This window comes from Streptomyces sp. NPDC051136, assembly GCF_044455745.1.
Lineage (GTDB): Bacteria > Actinomycetota > Actinomycetes > Streptomycetales > Streptomycetaceae > Streptomyces.
Window position 1 is genome coordinate 783,829 of record NZ_JBITFE010000001.1, and the last position, 22,936, is coordinate 806,764.

General features: G+C 73.6%; 21 protein-coding genes and 1 pseudogene. 8 read left to right on the forward strand and 14 right to left on the reverse strand.

The window, feature by feature from the left end; genetic code table 11:
• Window positions 1-53: 53 nt before the first annotated feature.
• The 5 genes from ACIBCJ_RS03400 to ACIBCJ_RS03420 all read right to left on the reverse strand — a co-directional run bounded on the left by ACIBCJ_RS03400 (window position 54) and on the right by ACIBCJ_RS03420 (window position 5,292).
• Window positions 54-1,097, reverse strand: coding sequence for a LacI family DNA-binding transcriptional regulator (locus tag ACIBCJ_RS03400; RefSeq protein ID WP_362098181.1), 1,044 nt, complete (start codon window positions 1,095-1,097; stop codon window positions 54-56).
• Window positions 1,094-1,921 (reverse strand): carbohydrate ABC transporter permease, encoded by an 828-nt coding sequence (locus ACIBCJ_RS03405; protein WP_133884699.1) that lies wholly within the window; start codon window positions 1,919-1,921, stop codon window positions 1,094-1,096. Before ACIBCJ_RS03405 ends, ACIBCJ_RS03400 begins: the two co-directional genes overlap by 4 nt.
• 14 nt (window positions 1,922-1,935) lie before the next feature.
• Window positions 1,936-2,877 carry a sugar ABC transporter permease gene (locus ACIBCJ_RS03410; protein WP_362098185.1) on the reverse strand — a complete coding sequence of 314 codons (942 nt, stop codon included), beginning with the start codon at window positions 2,875-2,877 and terminating at the stop codon, window positions 1,936-1,938.
• Between the two features lie 82 nt (window positions 2,878-2,959).
• Complete coding sequence (locus tag ACIBCJ_RS03415; RefSeq protein WP_362505886.1) at window positions 2,960-4,249, reverse strand: ABC transporter substrate-binding protein; 1,290 nt, start codon at window positions 4,247-4,249, stop codon at window positions 2,960-2,962.
• Between the two features lie 143 nt (window positions 4,250-4,392).
• Entirely contained in the window at window positions 4,393-5,292 is a 900-nt protein-coding gene (locus tag ACIBCJ_RS03420) for an NAD-dependent protein deacetylase (RefSeq protein WP_365978636.1), read from the reverse strand.
• A 388-nt stretch (window positions 5,293-5,680) separates the two neighbouring features.
• Here ACIBCJ_RS03420 and ACIBCJ_RS03425 point away from each other — a divergent pair, with 388 nt between their 5' ends.
• Both ACIBCJ_RS03425 and ACIBCJ_RS03430 read left to right on the forward strand, forming a co-directional pair.
• The gene (locus ACIBCJ_RS03425) at window positions 5,681-6,511 is read left to right on the forward strand and encodes a PP2C family protein-serine/threonine phosphatase (protein WP_362098194.1); all 831 of its coding nucleotides are present in this window, start codon (window positions 5,681-5,683) and stop codon (window positions 6,509-6,511) included.
• 51 nt (window positions 6,512-6,562) lie between these two features.
• Window positions 6,563-7,552 carry an MASE1 domain-containing protein gene (locus ACIBCJ_RS03430; protein ID WP_362098197.1) on the forward strand — a complete coding sequence of 330 codons (990 nt, stop codon included), beginning with the start codon at window positions 6,563-6,565 and terminating at the stop codon, window positions 7,550-7,552.
• A gap of 28 nt (window positions 7,553-7,580) precedes the next feature.
• On the opposite strand, the gene ACIBCJ_RS03435 is transcribed toward ACIBCJ_RS03430, so the two are convergent.
• Window positions 7,581-8,933, reverse strand: a complete 1,353-nt coding sequence (locus ACIBCJ_RS03435) for an MFS transporter (RefSeq protein WP_365978635.1) — start codon at window positions 8,931-8,933, stop codon at window positions 7,581-7,583.
• Between the two features lie 64 nt (window positions 8,934-8,997).
• The gene (locus ACIBCJ_RS03440) at window positions 8,998-9,444 is read right to left on the reverse strand and encodes a MarR family transcriptional regulator (protein ID WP_362505879.1); all 447 of its coding nucleotides are present in this window, start codon (window positions 9,442-9,444) and stop codon (window positions 8,998-9,000) included.
• Window positions 9,445-9,731: 287 nt separating this feature from the next.
• Here ACIBCJ_RS03440 and ACIBCJ_RS03445 point away from each other — a divergent pair, with 287 nt between their 5' ends.
• Window positions 9,732-11,042, forward strand: coding sequence for a hypothetical protein (locus ACIBCJ_RS03445; protein WP_365978634.1), 1,311 nt, complete (start codon window positions 9,732-9,734; stop codon window positions 11,040-11,042).
• A 195-nt stretch (window positions 11,043-11,237) separates the two neighbouring features.
• Window positions 11,238-11,636 (forward strand): DUF2809 domain-containing protein, encoded by a 399-nt coding sequence (locus ACIBCJ_RS03450; RefSeq protein ID WP_365978633.1) that lies wholly within the window; start codon window positions 11,238-11,240, stop codon window positions 11,634-11,636.
• Here the strand turns inward: ACIBCJ_RS03450 and ACIBCJ_RS03455 are convergent.
• The 3 genes and pseudogenes from ACIBCJ_RS03455 to ACIBCJ_RS03465 all read right to left on the reverse strand — a co-directional run bounded on the left by ACIBCJ_RS03455 (window position 11,623) and on the right by ACIBCJ_RS03465 (window position 14,050).
• On the reverse strand, window positions 11,623-12,480 hold the full coding sequence (locus tag ACIBCJ_RS03455) for a biotin-dependent carboxyltransferase family protein (RefSeq protein ID WP_365978632.1): 858 nt from the start codon (window positions 12,478-12,480) through the stop codon (window positions 11,623-11,625). The two genes, ACIBCJ_RS03450 and ACIBCJ_RS03455, sit on opposite strands and share 14 nt — an antisense overlap.
• 185 nt (window positions 12,481-12,665) lie before the next feature.
• Window positions 12,666-13,301, reverse strand: a pseudogene (locus ACIBCJ_RS03460) (allophanate hydrolase subunit 1); the annotation flags it as partial.
• Entirely contained in the window at window positions 13,298-14,050 is a 753-nt protein-coding gene (locus ACIBCJ_RS03465) for a 5-oxoprolinase subunit PxpA (protein WP_365978630.1), read from the reverse strand. The pseudogene ACIBCJ_RS03460 and the gene ACIBCJ_RS03465, both read right to left, overlap by 4 nt.
• Window positions 14,051-14,268: 218 nt before the next feature.
• Here ACIBCJ_RS03465 and ACIBCJ_RS03470 point away from each other — a divergent pair, with 218 nt between their 5' ends.
• The 4 genes from ACIBCJ_RS03470 (at window position 14,269) to ACIBCJ_RS03485 (ending at window position 17,839) form a co-directional block, all read left to right on the forward strand.
• Window positions 14,269-14,988 (forward strand): DUF969 domain-containing protein, encoded by a 720-nt coding sequence (locus tag ACIBCJ_RS03470; protein ID WP_362098220.1) that lies wholly within the window; start codon window positions 14,269-14,271, stop codon window positions 14,986-14,988.
• The gene (locus ACIBCJ_RS03475; protein WP_362505864.1) at window positions 14,985-15,959 is read left to right on the forward strand and encodes a DUF979 domain-containing protein; all 975 of its coding nucleotides are present in this window, start codon (window positions 14,985-14,987) and stop codon (window positions 15,957-15,959) included. The genes ACIBCJ_RS03470 and ACIBCJ_RS03475 overlap by 4 nt, the downstream gene beginning before the upstream one ends.
• Window positions 15,960-16,154: 195 nt before the next feature.
• On the forward strand, window positions 16,155-16,805 hold the full coding sequence (gene pcp, locus ACIBCJ_RS03480; RefSeq protein WP_362098225.1) for a pyroglutamyl-peptidase I: 651 nt from the start codon (window positions 16,155-16,157) through the stop codon (window positions 16,803-16,805).
• On the forward strand, window positions 16,805-17,839 hold the full coding sequence (locus ACIBCJ_RS03485; RefSeq protein ID WP_365978629.1) for a DUF2891 domain-containing protein: 1,035 nt from the start codon (window positions 16,805-16,807) through the stop codon (window positions 17,837-17,839). Before pcp ends, ACIBCJ_RS03485 begins: the two co-directional genes overlap by 1 nt.
• 7 nt (window positions 17,840-17,846) lie before the next feature.
• Here ACIBCJ_RS03485 and ACIBCJ_RS03490 read toward each other — a convergent pair whose 3' ends face one another.
• The 4 genes from ACIBCJ_RS03490 to ACIBCJ_RS03505 form a co-directional block, all read right to left on the reverse strand.
• Window positions 17,847-18,638 carry an alpha/beta hydrolase gene (locus tag ACIBCJ_RS03490; protein ID WP_362505855.1) on the reverse strand — a complete coding sequence of 264 codons (792 nt, stop codon included), beginning with the start codon at window positions 18,636-18,638 and terminating at the stop codon, window positions 17,847-17,849.
• Between the two features lie 263 nt (window positions 18,639-18,901).
• A complete protein-coding gene (locus tag ACIBCJ_RS03495) occupies window positions 18,902-20,062 on the reverse strand; it encodes a MalY/PatB family protein (RefSeq protein ID WP_365978628.1) in 1,161 nt (386 codons plus the stop codon).
• Between the two features lie 59 nt (window positions 20,063-20,121).
• Window positions 20,122-21,774: a maltose/glucose-specific PTS transporter subunit IIBC gene (gene malX, locus ACIBCJ_RS03500; protein WP_365978627.1), complete on the reverse strand. Its 1,653-nt coding sequence runs from the start codon at window positions 21,772-21,774 to the stop codon at window positions 20,122-20,124.
• Window positions 21,775-22,393: 619 nt separating this feature from the next.
• Entirely contained in the window at window positions 22,394-22,927 is a 534-nt protein-coding gene (locus ACIBCJ_RS03505; protein ID WP_365978917.1) for a TetR/AcrR family transcriptional regulator, read from the reverse strand.
• Between the last annotated feature and the right edge of the window lie 9 nt (window positions 22,928-22,936).

Consider the following 22,936-nt stretch of genomic DNA (forward strand, 5'->3'; position numbering starts at 1 on the left):
GGGGGTGCCGAACGGTGCGTGGGTGACCGCGGCATGCCGCGGCCGGGGGGGGGTCAGGCGGGGGCGGGCCCCGTGGACTCGCGTACGACCAGGCGGGGACGCTCGGCGAGGGCGGTGTCCTCGACCTCCTCGCCGCACAGGGCGAGCAGCATGCGCGCGGCCGCCGCGCCCACCCGCTGGACCTGCTGGTCGACCGTGGTCAGCCGGGGGTGCAGCCACCTGCCGAGCGGCAGGTCGTCGTAGCCCACGACGGACAGGTCCCTGGGCACGGCCAGCCCGGCGCGCTGCGCGGTGCCGATACCGCACACCGCCATCGAGTCGTTGGCGTACACGATCGCGGTGGGCCGGTCGGCGGCACCGAGGAGCGCCTCGGTGGCACCGACGGCCCGCCGCTCGCTGAAGTCGGTGGGCAGCACGGCGAACGGCCGCAGGCCCGCCTCGCGCAGGGCGCCCTCGAAGGCCGCCCGCCGCACGCGGGTGTGCTGGAGCTCGGGCGGCCCGCTGACGTAGGCCACGCGCCGGTGACCGAGGTCCAGCAGATGCGCGACGGCCTCGGCGATGCCCGCCCCCTGGTCGCGCAGGCCGACCCGCGGGACGACGGCCGTGCCGTCGGGCGCGCCGAGCAGTACGGCGGGCAGCCCGAGCCGGGCGAGCAGCGCGGGCCGGGCGTCGTCGTCGCGGGCGTCGGTGAGCACGGCGCCGTCCACCCGGCCCTCGGCGGCGAGCCGCTCGTACAGCGCGTTCTCCTCGCGGTGACCGCTGACCAGGTGCAGCAGCAGGCCGTAGCCGCGCGGCGCCAACTCGCCCTCTATGCCGGTGATCAGCTCGCTGAAGTGGGGGTCGGACCCCAGCACGTCCGTGGGCCGCCGCACCACCAGGGCCAGACTGCGGGTACGCGCGTTGCGCAGCGCAGCCGCGGAGGCGCTGGGCGACCAGCCCAGCTCCAGCGCGGCGTCGAGGATCCGGCGGCGGGTCGCCTCGGAGAGCCGGCCCTTGTTGTTGAAGGCCTGGGACACGGCGGCCGTCGACACCCCGGCCGCCGCGGCGACCGCCTTGATCGTGGGCCGGCGTCCGGCCCGCTCGGCGGAGGCGCTCACATCTTCACCGCCCCGCTCACCAGGGCCTGCTGCATGCGCTTCTGCAGCAGGGTGTAGACGAGCCACACCGGCACCAGGGTCAGCACCGTGCCCGCCGTCAGCACGCCGTAGTCCGTGCCGGTGATCGACTTCAGCGTGGGCAGCGCCACCTGGACCGTGCGCTGCGCCGGGTCCGGGCCGATGATGACCAACGAGTACAGGTACTCGTTCCAGAACGTCAGGAAGTTCAGCAGCAGCACCGTGGCGATGCCCGGCAGGCACATCGGCGTGTAGACGTGCCGCAGCACCGCGAACGTGGACGCCCCGTCCAGCCGCGCCGCCTCCTCCATCTCCGGCGGAATGGTGCGCATGAACTGCACCAGGATCACCACCGACAGCGGAAGCGCCGTCGCCGGCAGGAACAGCACCATGAAGATCCGGGTGTGGAACAGCCCGGTGGCCGCCGCGAGCAGGAAGGTGGGGAAGAGCGCCGCGAACGTCGGGATCAGAAAGCCCAGCGAGAAGACCTTCTCGACCACGCCCGCCAGTCGTCCCGTCGACCGGGCCAGCGCGAACGCGGCCGGGATCGCCAGCAGCAGCGTGAGCGCCAGCGAGAACACCGTCACCAGCGCCGAGTTGACGACCGCGAGCCCGAGGTCGGCGCTCTCGAAGGCGGTGCGGAAGTTGCCGAACCCCAGGGAGGACGGCGGGGCGAAGGGGTGCGCGAAGATCTCGTCGTTCGACTTGAAGGCCGAGGCGAGGAAGTAGTACAGCGGGACGACGAGCAGCACCGCGTACGTCCACACCAGGATGTGGGCCGGGAGCCAGCGCTTGCCGAGCTTCATGAGTGCTGCTCCGATCAGTAGGTCTGGCGGAAGACGCGGCGGATCGTCAGCAGCCCGGCGAGTCCGACGAGGAAGAGGAGGACGCCGACGGTCTGGCTGTAGCCGAGGTCGGCGGCGATGAACGCCTTCTGGTAGACGAGGAACGACAGCGTGGTGGACGACGTGCCCGGACCGCCCTGCGTGAGCAGCAGCACGTGCTGCGCGGAGCCGAACAGCGTCCACAGGAACTGGAGCATCGTCACCACGCCGACGTAGTCGCGGATGACGGGGAAGTGCACCGACCACATCGTCCGCCAGTGCCCGGCCCCGTCCAGCTGCGCGGCCTCCCCGAGCTCGTCCGGCACGCTGCCCAGCCGGGCGGCGAACAGGACGGCGGTGAAGCCGATGCCGGCCCAGACGTCCAGGGCGATCAGGCAGGCCAGGGCCGTCGACGGCGAGGCCAGCCAGGCGTCGGTGAGGGAGCCGAGGCCGACGCCCTCCAGCCCTCCGTTGAGCAGACCGTCCGGGGAGAGGGCCGCGTAGAACACCATCGCCTTCGCGGGCGTCGAGATCAGCCCCGGGATGAAGAGCAGATAGCGGATCACCCGGTGGCCCGGAGGCCGCTGGGCCACGTAGTACCCCAGCATGTACGCGCAGACGATCATCACCGGGAGGGCGACGGCCAGTTGTACGGCGGTGTTGCGCACCGCGTCCCAGAACACCGGGTCGTCCAGCACCGTGCGGGCGTTGTCGAGCCCCGCGAAGGACACCGGCTGGAGCATGCCCGGCCAGTGCAGGGCCGCGATCACGAAGATGGCGAGCAGCGGCCCGACCATGAAGACCAGGTACCACACCAGAGCGGGCACCGCGAGGACGGTGCCGCCCTGACGGGGCCGGCGCCCGGCCGGAGCGGGGGAGGCGGGCGGGGCGGACGGGCGGGCCGCGCTCCCGTCCGGCGTCGTGGTGAGCGTCGTCATGCGGTGACTCCCGGGGAACGGGTGGAGCGGGGGAGGGGGGCGTGGGGGACCTGGGCGGCGTGGCCGAGGACGACCGGGCGGCTCATGCGGACCGGTACGCGGACTCGAGGGCGGCACGCACGCGGGCCGGGCTGGTGCCCCGGGTGAACGAAGTGCTGGTCGCGGTGATCAGTGGCTGTGCGGCGGCGGGCGGCACGTACACGTCGGGCAGCAGCACCTGGCTCACCTCGGAGCCGAGCCGCTGGGCCGCCCCCACCAGCGGGAACCCGGTGGAGACGGCGTCCGTGCGCAGGGCCATGTCCCGGCCGCTCTCCGTCACGAACCGCGCGACGGTGTCGTCGCGGTACATGAACCGCAGGAACTTCTCGACGTGCTCGATCTTGCGGACGCCGTTGGGGCTGATCCAGAAGCCGATGAGGGTGTACGCGCGGATGACGGTGGGACCGTCGTGCGCGGCCCCGTCGGCCAGCGGCCAGCCGCCCACCTCCGTGTGCCGGGCCACCTTCCCGGGCACCTTGGCCAGGGCGGAGGACATCGCCGACTGGACGGCCGCCTCCCCGGTGTTGAACTGCGTGGTCATCGAGTCGGAGGTGAGGCCCTGGGCCTTGTCCGCGAACACCCCCGCGTCCCGCAGGTGCGTGAAGTACTCGATGCCCCGGCGCGCGCCGCGCCCGGAGAAGTCGCCCGTGGAGTAGACGTGCCGGGCCTCCTCCTGGGACAGGAACGTCTGGATGATCTGTGCCAGCAGCTTCTGGCCGGTCCAGTCGTTGCCGCCCACGGTCACCGGGGCGATCCCCTTGGCGCGCAGCCTGCGGGCGGCGGCGATCAGCTGGTCCCCGGTGGTGGGTATCGCGTCCACGCCGGCCCGGTCGAGCAGCGCGCGGTTGTAGGCGACGGGCCAGTTGGTGGCGAAGTAGGGGAAGGCCCGCACCCTGCCTTCGTCGTCGGTCCAGTCGGCGAGGGCGGCGGGCAGGACGCGCCCGCGCAGCCCCCACTGGTCGAGGTAGGGCCCGACGTCGACGGTGGCGCCCACGTCCGTCCAGGCCAGCGTCTTGTCGTAGAGGTTGACCATCACGACGTCGGCCTCCTTGCGGGCCAGCCGCGAGGTCTCGTAGACCTGGGCGAGGTCGTCGCCGTTGACGAGGTTCTTGACCTTCACCCCCGGGTTCTCCTCGCGGAAGCGGTCCACGGCCGCGAGGTACGTGGGCGAGCCCGGCGCCGTGGTGCCCAGCTGGGTGTGGACGACGAGGGTGTCCGGGTCGGAGTCCGCCGACGCCAACGACGAGCAGCCGGACAGAGCGGGCAGGGCAGCGGCCGCGGCCAGACCGGAACCGGCGGCGAGCAGTTCGCGCCGCGTCAGCGATGAGCGCACAGGGGTGGTCTCCAACCAAGCGGTTAACGATTGGTTAATCGATGTACCTCGTGAGGTGCGAGGACCATATGGAGTGGAGGGGCCATGGTCAAGGGGGTGGCGAGGGAAGACGGCGGACCACGGGCCGGACGCGGGCTGCCCGGTCAGGCCGTCGCCACGCCCTCTACCGGGACGCCGAGGCGTTCGGCCACCGTCGTCAGGGCAGGTCCCAGCGGGAGCGCGATCCGGGTCACGGCCAGCCGGTCACCGCGGGTGGCGTCGCGGTTGACGATCACGACAGGCTTGCCGGCCTCGGCCGCCTGCCGGACGAAGCGCAGCCCCGACATCACCGTCAGCGAAGAGCCGAGGACCAGCAGCGAGGACGCCGCTCGCACCAGCTCGCGGCAGTGCTCGACGCGGGACGGCGGCACGTTCTCGCCGAAGAACACCACGTCCGGTTTGAGGATGCCGCCGCAGTTCGTGCAGGGCAGCACGCGGAAGTCCCCGACCTGCTCGTCGGTGAGGTCGGCGTCGCCGTCCGGGTTGATGCCGGCGGCCACCGGTGCGAAGCCCGCGTTGGCCTCCGCCAGGCGCCTGGCGAGCTCGCGGCGGGGGCTGAAGGCGCCGCAGGACAGGCAGACGACCCGGTCCAGGCTGCCGTGCAGCTCCACGACGTCGTCGCTGCCCGCCACCTGGTGCAGACCGTCGACGTTCTGGGTGATCACGCCGGTCAGCAGACCGCTGCGCCCGAACGCCGCCACCGACCGGTGCCCCGCGTTGGGCCGGGCGCGGCCGAAGGTGCGCCAGCCGAGGTGGCTGCGCGCCCAGTACCTGCGGCGGGCCTCCGGAGAGCCGGTGAAGTCCTGGTAGGTCATCGGCGTGTGCCGGCTCAGGCTGCCGCCCTCGCCCCGGTAGTCGGGGATGCCCGACTCCGTGGAGATGCCCGCCCCGCTGAGCACCAGCACACCGCGGGCGCGCAGCGCGTCGGCGACCGGCTCCAGGTCCGTGGTGCCCGGCGGCAGGTCCGCTCCCGGGGTCCAGCTCAGAGTGGGACGCATGCGCATGCGGCAAGGGTACGGAACGCGGGGCGCTTCCCGGCGCGGCGGGGAGGGCACGGTGTCCGGTCGGCACGGTGTCCCGGGCGGGCACGGGTGTCCGCGGGCACGGGTGTCCGCGGGTGGGCACGGTGTCTGGTGGGCACGGGTGTCCGCGGGCGGGCACGGTGTCCGGTCGGCACGGGTGTCCGCGGGCGGGTACGGCGTCAGGTCGGCACGGTGTCCCGGCGGGCACGGCACCGCCCCCGGCCGGCACGGTGTCCCGGCGGGCGCGGCGCCGCTCCCGGCCGGCCCGGTGCGGCTCCGGCATGACCTTTTCCACCCCGGGTGACAGACTTGCACTGTCCAGGGGGCCGAGAGGCCCTGCCGGGAGAGGCGGCCTGGCAGGGAGTGGCCGATGTTCAACAAGCGTCCCGCACCCGACGGTGAAGAACTGCTCGACCGGCTGGCCTCGCTGACCACCCGGGCCAGGGAGCTCGCCGAGTTGCGGCGGTCCCAGGTGGAGCTGGCGATCGCGCTGCAGCGCGACATGCTCCCCGCGGACCTGCCCGCCGTGCCCGGCATCCACCTCGCCGCCTGCTACTCGCCCGCGTACGCCGGGCTCAACGTGGGCGGAGACTGGTACGACGCCTTCACCCTCCCCGACGGCCGGATCGGTCTCTCCGTCGGCGACGTCCAGGGCCACGCCATCGACGCCGCCGCCTTCATGGGGCAGGTCCGCGTCGGCCTGCGCGCGCTCGCCTCCGTGACCAGCGAGCCCGGAGACCTCCTCGCCTGCACCAACGAACTGGTCCTCTCCCTCAACAAGGACCTGTTCGCCACCTGCACCTTCATGCGCTACGACCCGGCGACCGGCGTGCTGGAGAGCGCCCGGGCCGGTCACATCCCGTGTGTCCGGGCCACCGCGGACGGCCGGGCGGAGGTGTGCCGGGACGAGGGCGGCCCCCCGCTGGGCGTCATGGAGGGCTCCGACTATCCGGTCACCCGGTACCGGCTGGGCACGGGAGGAGTGTTCGTCCTCGTCACGGACGGGGTCGTGGAGGGCCCGTCGCTGAGCGTCGACGCGGGACTCGAGCGGGTGGTACGGCTGGCGAGCCTCGCCGCCGCGGTCGGTATGGAGGCGCACGCGCTGGCGGCCGCCGTGCTCAAGAACGCCGCGTTGATCGGACACGAGGACGACGCCGCCGTGCTCGTCGTCGGCCACGACCGGCGGGCCGTTACGCCGTAGGGCGGGACGGGGACGGCCCTCACCTGGCTGTCCCGGCGGCGGCGGTGTCTGATGGCTGCTGTGGTGGGTATTCGTGCGTGGCCGCGACCGGTCCTCCTCGCCTGCGCAACGCTGCTGATCGCCGGCTGCTACTACGCGGCGGGGCGGCTGGGGCTGTCCCAGCAGCTGACCGCCGACGGGGCGGTCGTCACGCCCATCTGGCCGCCCACCGGTCTCGCCGTGGCCTGTCTGCTCCTGTTCGGCCCGTGGTGCCTACCGGGCATCGCCCTGGGCGCCCTGCTGGTCGTCGTCTCCCTGGGCGCCCCGGGGCCCGAGGCCGTGGGGATCGTGGCCGGCAACACCGTCGCCCCCGTCTGCGCCTGGCTGATGCTGCGCGCGGTCGGGTTCCGGGTGAACCTGAGCCGCCTGCGGGACGGACTGGCGCTGGTCTTCCTGGGGGCGCTGACCGCGATGCTGATCAGCTCGGGGACGGGCGTCGGCATGCTGCTGCTGTCGGACAAGCTCCCCACCGAACATCTCGGGATCATCTGGCTCGCCTGGTGGGTCGGTGACGCCATGGGGGTCGTCCTCGTCACCCCGCTGCTGCTCCTGCTCTACCGCGCGCGTCTGCCGCCGCTGTCCGCGCGCTGGACCGAGGCCGTCGGGCTCACCGTCGTGGTGTGCGTCGTGGTGCCGCTGATCATGTACAGCTCGATCAGTCTGCTGTTCCTGGCGTACCCGCTCCTGATCTGGTCGGCGCTGCGCTTCCAGCTGGCGGGCGGCATCCCGTGCGCCCTGTACGTCTCGGTGACGGCCACCGTCGTGGCCCGGCAGGAGGCCGGTTCCTTCGGACCGCTGACCGACATCGAGACGCTGATGAGACTCCAGGCCTTCAACGGAACCCTGGGGCTCACCGCCCTGCTGCTCTCCGCGGTGATCAGCGAACAGCTCCACACCCGGCGGTCGGTCGAGCGGGCCTGCCACGAGCTGGTCGAGGCGCTGCAACACCTGAACGCCGGCGGCTCCGGCACCCCGGGTCCGCCCGGGGGAGGGGCCCGGTGAGCGTCCGGTCACGGTCGCCCGGCCGGCTCTACCCTGCGGCCCGTTCACCCCTGCCCGCCCCCGTCGTGCGGCCGAGGGTGCGGTCGAAGAGGGTCAGCAGGAGGTAGAGCACACCGGCGCCGAGCATGACCCACGCCAGCCGGTGCAGGCCGCCGGTGTCGGCATGCTGCCCGAAGGCTGCGGCGGTCGCGGAGGTGGCGACCATCGAGCCGATGTAGGAGAAGGTGCGCAGCAACCCGGCCGAGGAGGCGGTGCGCTCCGGGTCGGTCTGGAAGTAGACGGAGTTCTGCAGGGCCAGGTTGTTCAGCCCCTGCGGTATGCCGAAGACCAGCGCGACCAGGAGCAGCGTCCACAGCGGGCTGTCCCCGGTCAGGGTGAGGATCACCAGGCACGCGGCGATCTGTCCGGCCGCGCCGAGCAGCAGCTTCCCCCGCACGCTCGTACTGCGGCCCGACACGATCGAGACCCCGATCGCCAGCAGGAACATGGGCATCTGCGCCAGACCGGCGTGGAAGGGGGTCAGACCGAAGCCCTCCTCGGTCCACTGGGTGAAGCCGTAGAGGAAGGAGTACGCGACGACATAGGCGACGAGCGCCCGGCCGTAGGTGGCCAGCAGCGGGGTGTTGCCGCCGAGCACCCGCAGGTCGATGAACGGGGTGGCGGCCCGCAGTTCCCGTAGTGCGAACGCGGCTCCCGCGGCGGCGGACAGCGCGAGCAGGTACCAGTCACGCAGGTGCAGATTCATCAGGAAGAGCAGCAGCGAGACGAGCATCGCGGCGAACAGCCCCATGCCGGGCAGGTCGAGCCGGGACGACGGGCTCCCGTGCCGCGGGGATCCGCCCGCCGGCCCGCCCTTGGGCAGCCGCAGCAGCCCGAGGAGTACGGCCGCGACGGACAGGGGCACGTTCAGGGCGAAGGTGGCGCGCCAGCCGCCCACCGCGATCAGCAGTCCGCCCAGCAGCGGGCCGACCACGGCGATCGTCTGGTTGGCGACCGCCAGGGCGGTGAGCACCCCGCCGGGACTGTCCCGCCCCGTGCGCTCGGCCTCGCCGCGCACCAGGGCCATCGCCGCCGGATAGCCGGCGCAGGTGCCGAACCCGAGCAGGACCCGCGCGCCGATCAGGACCCCGAGGCCGGGCGCGAGGGCGCCCACGACACCGGCGACGCCGACGAGGCCGGTGCTGACGAGGAAGAGCCGACGCGGTCCGAAGATGTCGATGAGCCGGCCGACGACCGGCTGACCGAGTGCCGTGGCCAGATAGAGGGCGGAGACGAGCCAGGCCGTCTGCGAGGCCGGTGCCCCGAGCGCCCTGCCGATCGGGACGAGGGCGACCGCGACGATCGTCGAGTTGATCGGGTTCAGTACCGAACCCAGCAGCATCGGCGGCAGCAGCCTGCGGTCGAAGCCGGGCCTTAGCGCCCCGGCCGCGGGGCCCGTCCTCGCTTCAGTCACGGGTCAGTCGTTGCAGCACGGCCATGCTCGCGATGACGGCTTGGCGTTCCTCCTCCGTGCACCTGGCCTGCAACCGGGCGGCGAGCCATTCCGTCCGGACCTGGCGCCCCTCCTCCACGCGGCGCACGCCCTCCGCGGTGAGGGTGATCAGCAGGCGCCGTCCGTCGTCCGGGTCGGGGTGCCGCGCCACGAGTCCCATGGAGGCGAGCGCGGTGACCGTCGCCGTCATCGACTGGTGCCGGACCCCTTCGGTGGCGGCGAGTTCGCTGGCCGTCACCCCTCCCTGGTCGGACAGCCGGGTCAGGACCGAGGACTGGCTCAGCGTGAGGTCCTCGACCTCGGACGCCTTGAGGATGCGTCGGCGCAGCCGGCTGATGACCGCGCGGACCTCGCGCGAGGCCTGGACGGCCGACGGCGACGGGCTCTCGTTCTCGCTCATGTCCCCAAGGCTAATGTGCACAGGTCGAGCTGTACAGCTTCACCTGTACAAATGGCGCAGGTGCACGGTGCCTCGACGGTCCCACCCGGTTGCCGGCGGCCGACTCCGCACGGGTGGCGAGTCCACCCGGACCGGCGACCGTCCGCGTGGCATGCCGGGTCCACGGGGGCCTCGTCGAGTACGACGGCTACAGCAACGACGCCCGGCCGCACCTGTCCGGCCACGGCGGTCACGCTCTCCGCCCTCTCCAACGACGTCGACGACGCCTGGCTCCCAGGAGTGCCCGCATGCTGATCCCCTCCCTCCGACGCCGCGGCCCCGCCCCGCGCCGCAGACCCCGCGCCGCACGCGCCCTGAGCGGCACGGTGTGCCTGCTCGCCCTCGCCGCCACGGCCCTGGCCGCCGTGCCGGCCCCCGCCGCCCCCGCCGCCGCCGACGCCTCCGTCCCGCCCGCTCCGGTGTCCTGGCGCGTGGACCTGTCCGGGACCGGCGCCGACGACGTCAACGTCCGCTACGCGTCGGGCGCCCTGCGCGTGCGGGACGGCTCCGTCAGCCCCGCCTCCCTCGGCCGGGACCGCGGCTACGCCTCCGCCGTGCTGGAGACGCACCCCGTGGACCGCCCCGTGAACCGGGTCGCCGTGGACCTCGACGCCACGGTGCCCGACGCGGCCGGAGTCGAGGTCGACGTGCGCGGACGCGCGGCCGACGGCACCTGGACCGAGTGGCGGCGGGCCGCCGCCGGCGCCCCGGCCGAACTGCCCCGGGACGTCGTCGAGGTCCAGGCCCGGCTCACCCTGTGGAACGCGGAGGACGAGCCCACCGCGGCCGTACGGGGCCTGACCCTGACGGCCGACGACACGGGCGGCGCCCCCGACGCCTCCGCACCGGAGACCAGGGCCGCCGCCTTCTCCGCCCGCGTCTACGCCACCCGCGAGGGCCTCGTCGGGCACACGACCGCCAACGGCCACGTCATCCAGGCGAACGACCACTTCGTGGCCCTCCCCTCCCGCCGGGCGCTGTCGCCGGCCGGCAGCGGCCAGTACTCGGTGCAGGTGTGCGGACCGGCCCGGTGCGAGACGGCTCCGGTGTGGGACGTCGGCCCCTGGAACACGCACGACGACCACTGGAACCCCTCGGCGCAGCGCGAGCAGTGGAAGGACCTGCCGCAAGGGCTTCCCGAGGCGCAGGCCGCCCACCAGGACGGGTACAACGGCGGGCGCGACGAGTTCGGCCGGCAGGTCGCCAACCCGGCCGGCATCGACCTCGCCGACGGCACCTTCTACAACGTCGGCCTGAACGACAACGGCTACGTGACCGTCACCTACCTGTGGACCGAGGGCGGCGGCGACACCACGGCGTTCCCGACCTGGGGCGCCGACGTCAGCGTCCGGCAGCAGGCGACGACCACGTCCACCAGCGTGGCGAGCCTGCCCGGCCCCACGACGGTCCGCGTGCGGTGCCAGGTCCACGGCGAGCCCGTGACGTACGACGGCTACAGCAACGACGCCTGGTCCTACCTGCCCGACTACGGCGGCTACGTCTCCAACATCTTCATCGACGTGGCCGACGCCTGGCTCCCCGGCGTGCCCACCTGCTGAGCCCCCGACGCCGTGCGGCGGTGCGGCACCCGGTTCCCCTTCCGCCGGGTGCCCACCGCCCCGCCCGGCGCGGCGCGGCGGCGCACCGGCTCGTCAACGCTCCCGGGCCGGGAACGACTTGGCGCCCCACCTCGCCGGGCGCGTCCGCCACCCACCCCGGTACACCGGCGGTCGGACCGACCGCACAATGGAGGCATGACGTCCTCCTCCACCCCGCTTGCCGTGCGGCCCGGTCCGACGCGGACGCGCCTCGCCGCCGCGAGGGCCGCAGCGGTGATCGCCGGCGCCGGGCTGGCGCTCAGGGCCGTGGCGGCGGGGGAGGTGGCCAAGTACGGCGGAGACGCGCTGTACACCCTGCTGCTGTTCGCCCTGGTCCGCGTCGCGGCGCCGCGGACCACCCCGGCGAAGACCGCGGCGGTGGCCCTGGCCGTGAGCTGGGCCGTGGAGTTCCTCCAGCTCACCGACCTGCCGGCGCACCTCGCCCGGCAGAGCACGGCGGCCCGGCTGGTCCTCGGCTCCACCTTCAACGCACCTGATCTGTTCTGGTACGCGGTCGGCGCGGCCGCCGGCTGGTGGGCCGTCAGGCGAGGGTGAAGCGCACCGGTGTTCCGGCGACGGCCTGGGCCGCCGCCGCGAGAGCCGGCTCCGCCACCACCGCGACGACCGGGTAGCCCCCGGTGGTCGGATGATCGTGCAGGAAGATCACCGGGCGTCCGTCCGGCGGCACCTGTACGGCACCCAGGACCATGCCCTCGCTGGGCAGTTCACCCGTTGACGTCCGTTCCAGCGCCGGGCCCTCGGTGCGCAGGCCGATGCGGTTGCTGTGCGGCGAGACCCGGTAGGTGGCCGAGGTGAGCGTGCGCAGCGCGGCCGGGGAGAACCAGTCGGCGCGGGGGCCCGGACGGACCGGCAGGACCAGCTCGGCGGGCGGTCCGGGCCAGGGGGCGGCCACCTGCGGCGGCACCGGCCGCGCGGGGGCCCCCACCGCCACGACCTCTCCGTCCCGCAGGGGGGCGGGGCCGAGCCCCGACAGCAGGTCCGTCGAGCGGCTGCCCAGGACGGGCCGGGCGGCGACACCGCCCGCCACGGCCACGTACGAGCGGACGCCCGCGGACGCCGTACCGACGTCGAGCACCGCGCCCGCCGGGACCCGCACCGGCGCGCCCCAGGCCGCCGGCCTGCCGTCGACCTTCACCGGGCAGGGCGCCCCGCCGACCACGACGGTGACGTCCCGGTCGGGTCGCAGCGCGCACCCGGTCAGGGTGGTCTCCAGGACGGCGGCGTCCGGGTCGTTGCCGAGGAGGCGGTTGGCCAGCCGCATGGCGGGCGCGTCCAGGGCGCCGGACCGGGGGACGCCCAGGTGGGCGTGGCCGGGACGGCCCGCGTCCTGCACCGTCGTGAGCGCCCCGGCGCGCACGGTCGTGAACCCGGCCGTCATGCCCCGGCCTCCCGGGGCGCGCCGTCCGCGGCGCTGTCGTCGGTCGCGGTGCGGCCCCGCCCGGCGCCGTCCGCGGGCCTGCCGTCCGCTGCCGTGCCGCCCGCGGGCGTGCCGTCCGCCGACGTGCCGTCCTCCGGCGTGCCGTCCTCCGGCGTGCTCTTCGTCGCCGTGACGTCCGCCGTGCCGTCCGCCGTGACGAACCGCACCCGCGTCCCCGGCGTGAGCAGCGCGGCCCGCTCCCGCGCCGGGTCCCACAGCGGCCGCGGGTCGGGCATCGTGCCGATCAGCTGCCAGCCGCCCGGCGTGGCCCTGGGGTAGACCGCGCTGTAGGGGCCGGCGAGAGCGACCGCGCCGGCCGGCACGCGGGTCCTGGGCGTGGACCGGCGCGGGACGTTCAGGTGGGCGGGGAGCCCGGTGAGGTAGCCGAACCCGGGTGCGAAACCGCAGAACGCGACCCGGTAGGTGAACGAGGCGTGGCGGGCGCCGACCTCGCCGGGTCCGACCCCCCACAGGGCCGCCACGTCGGCCAGGTCGGGCCCGTCGTAGCGCACCGGGATCTCCACCACGTCACCCGTGTCGTCCGCGACCGGCGGCACCTCCCACTCGGTGACCCGGCGGGCCAGCGCCTCCGGGTCGGGCACCCCGTCCAGCAGGACGGTCCGCGCCCCCGGCACCACCTCCGTGACCGGCGGCAGGGAGCCGGCGGCGCGCCTGCGCAGCACCTCGGTGTGGAAGGCCGCCGTGTGCTCGGCGTCGGACAGCTCGACGAGCAGGGCGTGGCGGCCGGCGGGATACGCGGTGAGGGGCCGGGAGACGGTCATGCGAACGCCCCGATCCCGACCCCGGCCTCCTCCAGCGCCGCGCGCACCCGGGCGGCGATCCGGGCGGCGTCCGGTGTGTCGCCGTGCACGCACAGGGAACGGGCGGCGACCGCCACCGACGTACCGTCCACGGCCTCCACCCGGCCCCGCACGGCGAACGACACCGCACGGCGCACCACCGCGTCCGCGTCCGTCACCACCGAGCCCGGCTCGCGGCGGGGGACCAGGGTGCCCTGCGCGGTGTAGGCGCGGTCGGCGAAGGCCTCCGGGACGCCGGTGAGCCCCGCGTCCGCGGCGGCCGCGAGGAGCAGGGAGCCCGGCAGGCCGAGCACCGGCAGCGCGCCACCCGCCAGCCGTACCCCGTCCACGACGGCCCGTGCCTGCCCGTCGTCGTGCACGGTGCGGTTGTAGAGCGCGCCGTGCGGCTTCACATAGGCCACCGCGGCACCCGCCGCCTCGGCGAAGACCCTGAGCGCGCCGATCTGGTACGCCACCTCGGCCGCCAGTTCGTCGGCGGGGACGTCCATGGCGCGCCGCCCGAAGCCCGCCAGGTCGCGGTAGGACACCTGGGCGCCGATCCGCACCCCGCGCTCCGCGGCGAGGTCGCAGACGCGGCGCATCACCGAGGGGTCGCCCGCGTGGAACCCGCAGGCGACGTTGGCACTGGTGACGACGGAGAGCAGGGCGTCGTCGTCGGTGAGGGTCCAGCGGCCGAAGCCCTCACCGAGGTCTGCGTTGAGGTCGATCACACCTTGAACGTAGACGATCGTTGAACGATCCGACAAGAGGAAACCGGCTCGACCGCTCCCGGAGAAGATGAGGATTCACCTCTTGTTAGATCGTTGAACGATCGCTAGTGTCCGTGCATCTGCCACGTATCAGGAGCTATGGTCCCCGGGACCGATGAGTCACGTTCCGAAGCTCCGGATCCGTGCCCTGCCCCCTCATGCCTGAAGAAGGCCACCGAATGATCGTTCTCCTCGGTGTGGTCGTGGTGATCCTCGGATTCGTCACGCGCCGCAACCCCGTCCTCGTGGTGGGCGTCGCCGGTATCGTCACCGGACTGCTCGGCAAGATGGACCCGCTGGAGGTCCTCGCGGCCTTCGGCCGGTCCTTCGCCGACAGCCGCTCGGTCACCGTCTACGCCATCGTGCTCCCGGTGATCGGGCTGCTCGAGCGCTACGGCCTGCGTGAGCAGGCCCGCAATCTGATCGGCCGCCTGGGCAAGCTCAGCGCCGGCCGGTTCCTCACCGTCTACCTGCTGGTCCGGCAGGTCACCGCGGCCTTCGGCCTCAACAGCATCGGCGGCCCGGCACAGACCGTGCGGCCCCTGGTGGCGCCCATGGCCGAGGCGGCCGCCGAGCGCTCCACCGGGGCGCGGCTCCCCGACAGGCTGCGCGAGAAGGTGCGCTCCTACTCGGCGTCGGCCGACACCGTGGGCGTCTTCTTCGGCGAGGACTGCTTCATCGCCATCGGCTCCATCCTGCTGATCACCGGCTTCGTGAACTCCACGTACCACCAGGACATCGAGCCGACCCAGCTCGCCCTGTGGGCGATTCCGCTCGCCGTCTGCGCCTTCCTCATCCACGGTGCCCGACTGCTGCTCATGGACAGGCAGCTCGAACGCGAGATGGCCCAGGCCGCCGCCGAGCACGACCTGCCGCTTCCCGAGGGGGCCGACAAGTGATCAAGGTCGAATGGCTCTACTGGCTGATAGGCCTCGTCTTCGTCGTCATGGCCGTGCAGATGGCCACCGACCGCAGCAACCCGAAGCGGTGGACGTCCGCCGCGTTCTGGGGCCTGCTCGGACTCACCTTCCCGTACGGCACCGGCGTCGCCAACGCCACCGCCGGCAACGGGGACTGGACCCTGCCCGCCGAACCGCTCGGCGTCGCCGTCCTCGCCCTCATCGTGCTCGCCGGCTTCAACTTCCTCGGCAAGGGTGTCCCGGTCACCACCACCGGTGAGCAGCGCGACGCCGCCGCCGCCCGGCTCGGCAACAAGATCTTCATCCCCGCCCTGACCATCCCGCTCGTCGCCATCGTCTGCGCCTCCGTGCTCGACGAGTCCGGACTCTTCGAGTCGGGCAAGGCCACCCTCCTCGGGCTCGGCCTCGGCTGCGTCGTCGCGCTCGTCGTCGGCATGCTCGTCACCGGCGAGAAGAAGCTCTCCGTCCCGATCCACTCCGGCCGCTCCATGCTGGAGGCGATGGGCTCCGCCCTGCTGCTGCCGCAGCTCCTGGCGGTGCTCGGCTCGATCTTCGCCGCCGCCGGAGTCGGCGACCAGGTCGGCGACATCATGAACAAGGTCCTCCCCGACGACTCGAAGTACCTCGCCGTCGTCGCGTACTGCGTGGGCATGTTCCTGTTCACCGTCATCATGGGCAACGCCTTCGCCGCCTTCCCCGTGATGACGGCGGCGATCGGCTGGCCCGTGCTCATCCAGCAGATGCACGGCAACGAGCCCGGCGTCCTCGCGATCGGCATGCTGGCCGGTTTCGCCGGCACCCTGTGCACGCCGATGGCGGCCAACTTCAACATCGTCCCGGCCACCCTGCTCGAACTGAAGGACCAGTACGGGCCGATCAAGGCTCAGCTGCCGACCGGCATCGCGCTGCTCGGCTGCTGCACGGTCATCATGGCGCTCTTCGCCGTCTGACCGCCCCGCCCTCCGGGCGCCGACCGCGCCCCGCACCGGCGCCGCTGCGCCAGACCGCCCCGGCGCCCGGACGCCAGACCGTCCCGGCGGCCGTGCGCCCGTCGCACCGGCGCCGCTACGCCAGACCGTCCCGGCGGCCGTACGCCCGCCGCACCGGCGCCCGTACGACCCGCCCAGCAAGGCAAGGAACCGCCCATGACCCGTGTCCTCGTCACCGGCTTCGCCCCCTTCGGCGGCGAGCGCGTGAACCCGTCCTGGCAGGCGGCGTCCCTGGTGGCGGCCGAACCGCCCGCCGGGCTCACGGTCACCGCCGCCGAACTGCCCTGCGTCTTCGGCGAGTCCCTCACCGTCCTGCGCGACGCCGTCCGCGCCGAGGCCCCCGACCTGGTCCTCTGCCTGGGCCAGGCGGGCGGCCGCCCCGGCGTCACCGTCGAACGCGTCGCCGTCAACGTCGACGACGCCCGCATCCCCGACAACGCGGGCCGGCAGCCGATCGACGAACCGGTGGTCCCGGGCGGTCCCGCCGCCTACTTCTCCTCCCTCCCCGTCAAGGCGTGCGTCGCCGCGATGCGGGAGGCCGGTGTCCCGGCCGCCGTCTCCAACACGGCCGGCACCTTCGTCTGCAACCACGTGGCGTACGGCCTCGGCCACCTCGTCGCCACCGAGTTCCCCCGCCTGCGCGGCGGGTTCGCGCACGTGCCCTGGGCGCCGGAGCAGGTGCCCGACGGCACCGCGCCCGCCCTGCCGCCCGCCACCGTCGCCCACGGCCTGCGCGCCCTGCTGGCCACCGCCGCACGCATCCCCGCCGATCAGGACCTGAAGGTCACCGAAGGAGCCACCCACTGATGCCGCTCAGCGCCCACGCGGCCCCCTTCGCCCAGCTCGCCCTGGCGAACATCACCCGCGCGTACCCGAACTTCCCCGCCCACCTGATCACGTCCGCCGACGAGGACCACGAACCCCGCTCGCTGCACCCCGCCTTCTACGGCGCCTACGACTGGCACTCCTCGGTGCACATGCACTGGCTGCTCGTCCGCCTGCTCCGCCGGCACGGAGGCACCCCGGCGCTGCCGGACACGGCGGCGGCCGTCGCCGTGCTCGACCGGCACCTCACCCCGGAGCACCTCGCCACCGAGGCCGCCTACCTGCGCGACCGCCCGTCCTTCGAGCGCCCCTACGGCTGGGCGTGGCTGCTCGCGCTCGCCGCCGAGTGCCGGGCGCACGGGGGAGCGGAGGGCGACCGCTGGACCGGGGCGCTGAAACCGGCCGTCGACGCCGTCGACGACCTGCTGGCCCACTGGCTGCCCAAGGCCACCTATCCCGTACGCCACGGCAACCACCCCAACAGCGCCTTCGCACTGGGCCTCGCACTCGACTCGGGCGAGCTGTCGGCCGGGACCGACCGGGCCGTGCGCGAACGCCTGCTGAGCTGGTTCGCCGACGACCACGACGCTCCCGCGCACTGGGAACCCTCGGGCCAGGACTTCCTGTCCCCGGCGCTCACCGAGGCCGACGCGATGCGCAGGGTGCTCGGGCCGGAGCGGCTCGCGGCGTGGCTCGACCGCTTCCTGCCCGGACTGCGGGCGGGTGCGCCCTGCGCCCTGCTGGAGGTGCCCGTGGTCTCCGACCACGCCGACCCGCAGATCGGCCACCTGCTCGGGCTGACCCTCAGCAGGGCCGCCGCGCTGCGCTCCCTCGCCGACGCCCTGCCCGGCGGAGCCGTCCGTGCCCGCCTGGACGCGGCGGCCGACGCCCACCTCGCGGCGGGCCTGCCGGCGGTGGAGCGCGGCGACTTCACCACCGACCACTGGCTGGCGACGTTCGCCGCGCTGGCCCTCGACCCGGTGACCCCGGCGGCTCCGGTGGCCCCGCGCCGCTGACGTCGCGTCACTCGCCGCGCGCGGGAGCCCGCCTGACCGGCAGCATCGTCTCGACCTCGCCCTGGGTGAGGTGGTCCTTGATCAGGCCGTTGACCAAAGCTGCCTTCTCCAGCGGCACCAGATGGGAGGCTCCGGGGACGACGCAGAGCTGGGCACCGGGCACGGCACGGTAGAGCGCGCAGGTGTGCTCCAGTGTCATCAGGTCGTCGTCACCGGCCAGGACGAGGGTCGGTGCCTGGACACGGGCCAGTTCGTCCGTGGTGAGCGTCGGCTGGGTGCGCCACATGTCGAGCACCTTCGCCGCCGCCACCGGCCAGTGGTCCGGGCCGTCCGGCGAGACGGCCTCGTACATCTCGCGGAAGAAGGCCAGGTCCGGTCCCTCGGGTGTCATCGCGTCGAGCATCCCGGGCTCGGCGAAGCATTCCGGCCCCGGCCGGAAGGTGGCCCCGATCACCACGAGTCCGCGTACCAGGTCGGGCCGGGAGAGGGCGACGAGGAGGGCGACGACGCCTCCGTCGCTCCAGCCCACCAGGTGCGCCGGTCCGCCCACCACGGTCTCGAGGAAGGCCACGGTGTCCTCGGCCATGTCCCGGTAGGTGAGCGGGCCCGGCACGTCCGGGGTGTGACCGTGCGCGCGCCGCTCGGGGAGGAAGACGCGGAACGCGGCGGCGAGATCGGGACGCTGGGCGCCCCACGTGTCGTTGGCGCACAGGCCGCCGTGCAGCAGGACCAGCGGTTCGCCGGTGCCCTCGGTCTCGTACCAGGTGCTGACCCCACGAAGGTCCGCGTAGTCACCCATCGCCCAGGCCCTCTCCGGCCGCCGCCACTCCCGGCCAGTCTCCGCCGCGGCCGGGGCCCCCGCAACGCGAGGGGCCGTGGCCTGCGCCCCGCGGGGCCGGCGAGGCATCCTCGCAGGGCCCACGACGGTGCGCGGGCACCAGGTTCACGGCCACCCGGGGCGACTTCGACCGGGGCGCTCTCGCACGGGGCGACCCCGCACCGGGGCGACTCCGGACGCGGTGAGTGCCTACGGGCACCCGGTCCGGCTCCGAGCGCCGCTGCTCACGGCCGCTCGGCACGGGTGAGCCGGCGCAGCGCCCGCACCAGGGCCTCGACGCCCGCCTCGGCCTTCGAGCGGGGGCAGCCGACGTTGAGCCGTACCCGACCCGGGGAGCCGTAGGCCGCGCCGGGCATGACCGCCACCCGCTCCACCTCCACCAGCTCGCGCTGCAACTCCTCGTCGTCGACGCCCAGGGGCCGCACGTCGATCCACGCCAGGTAGCCGGCGTCCGGTGGCTGCCAGCCGAGCCGCGGGAACGCCTCGCGGAGCCGGTCGGCGACCATCGCCAGGTTCCCCGCCAGATAGGTCCGCAGCGCGTCCAGCCAGGGTGCGCCTTCGCGGTACGCCGCGATGTGACCGACCAGCGACAGCACCGCGGGGGAGGAGAGCCCGTCCGCCTCCTTGAGCTCCCGCAGATAGGCGTCGCGCGAGGCCGGGTCGCCGATGATGCCGTAACTGCCGGTCAGCGCCGGGATGTTGAAGGACTTGGACGCCGACGTCACCACGGCCCAGCGGCCGTCTCCCGCGTGCCGGACCCAGGGACGGTGCACCTGCGGGGCGTACGCCAGGTCGGAGTGGATCTCGTCGCTGATCACCGCGACGCCGTGCCGTGCGCAGAGCCGGGCCATCCGGTCCAGGTCGGCGGCCGTCCACACCCGCCCCGTCGGATTGTGCGGCGAACACAGCAGCAGCACGGCCGTGTCGGGCAGTGCCAGCAGCCGCTCCAGCTCCGCCCAGTCGTCCAGCGGACACGCCAGCAGCCGCCGCCCGCTCGCCGACACGGTCTTGGGGAACGCGTCGTACATCGGGGTGTGGGCGACCACCCCGTCGCCCGGCCGTGACCACAGACGCAGCAACCGGGAGACCTGGTAGACGACGGAGGGCGCGTAGACCACCGAACCGGGGTCCACCTCCGTTCCGTGCCGCGAGGCGTACCAGTGCACGATCGCGGAGAGAAAGTCGTCCTGGCGCCAGCGCGAGTAGCCGAGCACCCCGTGGTCCAGACGGCCGCGCAGCGCCGTCAGGACCTCGGGAGCGGTCTCGAAGTCCATGTCGGAGATCGTGAACGGCAGCAGGTCCGGCACGCCGAACCGGTCCTGGACGTAGTCCCACTGCGTGCACCAGGTGCCGCGCCGGTCCACCGGCGTGTCGAAGTCGTACACCGGGGACGGGGGAGGGGACGACGGCGTCGGCCCGGGCCGGGGGGAGTGCGGCGCCACGGTCAGCCCACCGGGATCATCGTGGCGAGGGCGTCCTTCAGGGACTGGACCTGGGGGCCGATGACGACCTGCACGTTGTGCCCGTCGAGCTTGACGACGCCGACGGCTCCCAGCTTCTTCAGCCGTGCCTCGTCGACTTGTTCGGCGTCGGCCACGGTCATGCGCAGGCGGGTGATGCAGTTGTCCAGGGACCGTATGTTGCCGGCGCCGCCGATCGCCTCGAGCACGGCGACCGCGTCGTACTTCCCCGCGACCAGCTCCCTCGGGGCCTGCGTGACCGCGCCGGAGCCGGCGGCCTCGCCGGTGCGGTCCTCGTCCCCGCGCTCGGCCTCCCCGTGCTCCCGGCCGGCCTCCTCCTCGTCCGCCGGCGGGTCTTCGCGCCCGGGTGTCTTCAGGTCGAAGCGGGTGATGGCCCAGCGGAAGAGGAAGTAGTACGCGGCGAACCACACCGCCGCGATCACCGGCACCAGGTACCACTTGGTCGTCGAGCCCTGGAGGACACCGAAGACGAGCCAGTCGATGACGTTGCCGTCCGTGTTGCCGATGAAGACGCCGAGCACGGCCGCCGTGAGGAAGCCCAGGCCCACCAGGACCGCGTGGACGACGTACAGCCAGGGGGCGACGAAGAGGAAGAGGAACTCCAGCGGCTCGGTGATGCCACCGACCACACACGCCACCACGCCCGACACCAGCAGGGCCTTGATCTCCGGGCGCATACGGCGCTTCGCGCAGTGGTACATCGCGAGCGCGGCACCCGGCAGGCCGCCGAGATAGGCCGCCATCTTGCCCTGGGAGAGGAAGTGCGTCGCGTCGGTGACCGCGCCGTTGGGAGCGGCCGAGCAGTCCAGCTGGGCGTAGAACAGGTTGAGGGCGCCGGAGACGTGGTCGCCGCACACGGTTCCCGAACCGCCGACGTCGGTGAAGCGGAACATGGCGACGAGGATGTGGTGCAGGCCGATCGGGCGCAGCAGCACTTCGCCCATGCCGAAGAAGAACGGCCCGAAGACGCCCGTGTGCCCGATGCCGCGTCCCACGGCGTTGATCCAGCCGTTGAAGGTCGGCCAGAGAAGCGGGATGAGCAGACCCAGCACGCTCAGGACCAGGGCCGAGACGATCGGGACGAAGCGCAGTCCGCCGAAGAAGGCGAGCGCGTCGGGCATCCGCTGGGTGCGGAAGCGCCGGTGCAGCAGGCTGACGACGATGCCGACGGCCACGGCGCCGAGCAGTCCCGTGTCGATGGACTGCACGCCCAGCACGTCGGCGATGCCGTAGTGCTCGATCGCCTTCTCGTCCTGGAAGTCGACGCCCTTGGCGGTGAGGTAGAAGTTCACCGCGAGGTTCATGGCCACGAAGCCGACGAAACCGGAGAAGGCGGCCACCCCCTTGTCCTCCCGGGCGAGACCGAGCGGAATGGCCATCGCGAACAGGACGGGCAGGAAGGTGAAGGCGACCAGACCCGTGTTGGCCATCCAGGTGAAGACGAGGTGGAAGCCCTCACCCTTCAGGAAGGCAACGTTGTCAGTGACCGCGTCGCTGGACAGGGAGGAGCCGATGCCCAGCATGATGCCGCAGAACGCGAGCAGGGCCACCGGGAGCATGAACGTCTTGCCGAGCCCCTGGAGGAATTCCCAGAGGGCGGCCTTGGTCTTCTGCATGTGTACGGAACTTTCGTGCCTGGGGGGACGGGCCCGTCCGCTCGCCGTGGCGCAGCGCGACGGGCCGGCGGGCAGTACCGGCGTCGGAGGCAGGCCGAGGGGGCAGCCCCGCCTCGCAGGGGGCGGCCCGCCTCGCGCGCCGCCCGGGACTCGCCCGGTGGCCGCGCCAAGCAGGATCGTTCCGCCGCAGGGATCACATCACAGCAGGTCGGTCGCTGTCCACGGCTTGTCCCGGCCCTCGTCCACGAGCAGTGCGCCGGCGCGTTGCGGAGTGTGCAACGGGTACGAGAGGCGGCGAGGTTGGGGGCCGCTTGGCAGGTGGCCGCGTGGCAGGGGGCCGTGTGGCTGGAGGCCGCGTGGTGCGGGGGATGCCGGGGACGCGAGTGGCGTGAGGCGGGGGACCGCCGGGGAGGATCCCCGCCTGCGCCCGTCCGGCCCCCGTGGAAAGGCAGGTGCCGCGATGCACCGTCTCCTCGCCCGAACACTCGCCTCCACCCGGTACCCGCCGCAGCTCGGCGCCGTACGCGGCCGCTCCGCGGACGCGTGACCGGGTGACGGCGGATCGGGGGTGACGGCGGATTGGGGTTGACGGCGGATCAGGGATGACGGCGGGCCGGGGTCACAAGGTGCGCAGGCCACGGTCGGCGAAGGCGATCAGCCACTCGAAGCTCTCGTCAACGTCGGTGCTCCACTGGAAGCCGGCCCCCGCCTGCAACGTGGCGAAGCCGTGGAAGAGGCTGCGGAGCAGGCGCAGGGCGTGATTCACGTCGCGGTCGTCGATGTCGTAGCCGCGCAGGACCGCGTCGAACGCTGTGAGCAGCCGCTGCCCCGCGAGGACCAGCGGGTCGTCCGGGTCCGACGGCTCCTGGCCGATCGTCGCGGCGTACCGGCCGGGGTGTTCCAGGACGAAACCGCGGAAGGCGCGTGCCGCCGCCGCGAGGGCGTCACGGCCGGCACGGCCCCGGACCGCGTCACCGACGGCGTCGGCGGCCTGGCCGAGAGCGAGGGCCGCGATCCGCCGGTTGAGGTCCTCCTGGCCGCCGACGTGTTTGTACAGGGACGGGGTGCGCACGCCGAGCCGCTCGGCCAGCAGACCCATCGTCAGGCCCTCGAGGCCCACTTCGTCGGCCAGCGCCGCACCGGCCGCGACCACGGCCGCCGG

Excerpts from the sequence above, each read along its gene's own strand:
- malX (WP_365978627.1), bottom strand. The coding sequence starts at position 21,774 with ATGCAGAAGACCAAGGCCGCCCTCTGGGAATTCCTCCAGGGGCTCGGC.
- ACIBCJ_RS03430 (WP_362098197.1), top strand. The coding sequence starts at position 6,563 with ATGGCTGCTGTGGTGGGTATTCGTGCGTGGCCGCGACCGGTCCTCCTC.
- ACIBCJ_RS03410 (WP_362098185.1), bottom strand. The coding sequence starts at position 2,877 with ATGACGACGCTCACCACGACGCCGGACGGGAGCGCGGCCCGCCCGTCC.
- ACIBCJ_RS03485 (WP_365978629.1), top strand. The coding sequence starts at position 16,805 with ATGCCGCTCAGCGCCCACGCGGCCCCCTTCGCCCAGCTCGCCCTGGCG.
- ACIBCJ_RS03435 (WP_365978635.1), bottom strand. The coding sequence starts at position 8,933 with ATGCTGCTGGGTTCGGTACTGAACCCGATCAACTCGACGATCGTCGCG.
- ACIBCJ_RS03450 (WP_365978633.1), top strand. The coding sequence starts at position 11,238 with ATGACGTCCTCCTCCACCCCGCTTGCCGTGCGGCCCGGTCCGACGCGG.
- ACIBCJ_RS03470 (WP_362098220.1), top strand. The coding sequence starts at position 14,269 with ATGATCGTTCTCCTCGGTGTGGTCGTGGTGATCCTCGGATTCGTCACG.
- ACIBCJ_RS03455 (WP_365978632.1), bottom strand. The coding sequence starts at position 12,480 with ATGACGGCCGGGTTCACGACCGTGCGCGCCGGGGCGCTCACGACGGTG.
- ACIBCJ_RS03445 (WP_365978634.1), top strand. The coding sequence starts at position 9,732 with ATGCTGATCCCCTCCCTCCGACGCCGCGGCCCCGCCCCGCGCCGCAGA.
- ACIBCJ_RS03490 (WP_362505855.1), bottom strand. The coding sequence starts at position 18,638 with ATGGGTGACTACGCGGACCTTCGTGGGGTCAGCACCTGGTACGAGACC.
- ACIBCJ_RS03420 (WP_365978636.1), bottom strand. The coding sequence starts at position 5,292 with ATGCGCATGCGTCCCACTCTGAGCTGGACCCCGGGAGCGGACCTGCCG.
- ACIBCJ_RS03440 (WP_362505879.1), bottom strand. The coding sequence starts at position 9,444 with ATGAGCGAGAACGAGAGCCCGTCGCCGTCGGCCGTCCAGGCCTCGCGC.
- ACIBCJ_RS03425 (WP_362098194.1), top strand. The coding sequence starts at position 5,681 with ATGTTCAACAAGCGTCCCGCACCCGACGGTGAAGAACTGCTCGACCGG.
- ACIBCJ_RS03405 (WP_133884699.1), bottom strand. The coding sequence starts at position 1,921 with ATGAAGCTCGGCAAGCGCTGGCTCCCGGCCCACATCCTGGTGTGGACG.
- pcp (WP_362098225.1), top strand. The coding sequence starts at position 16,155 with ATGACCCGTGTCCTCGTCACCGGCTTCGCCCCCTTCGGCGGCGAGCGC.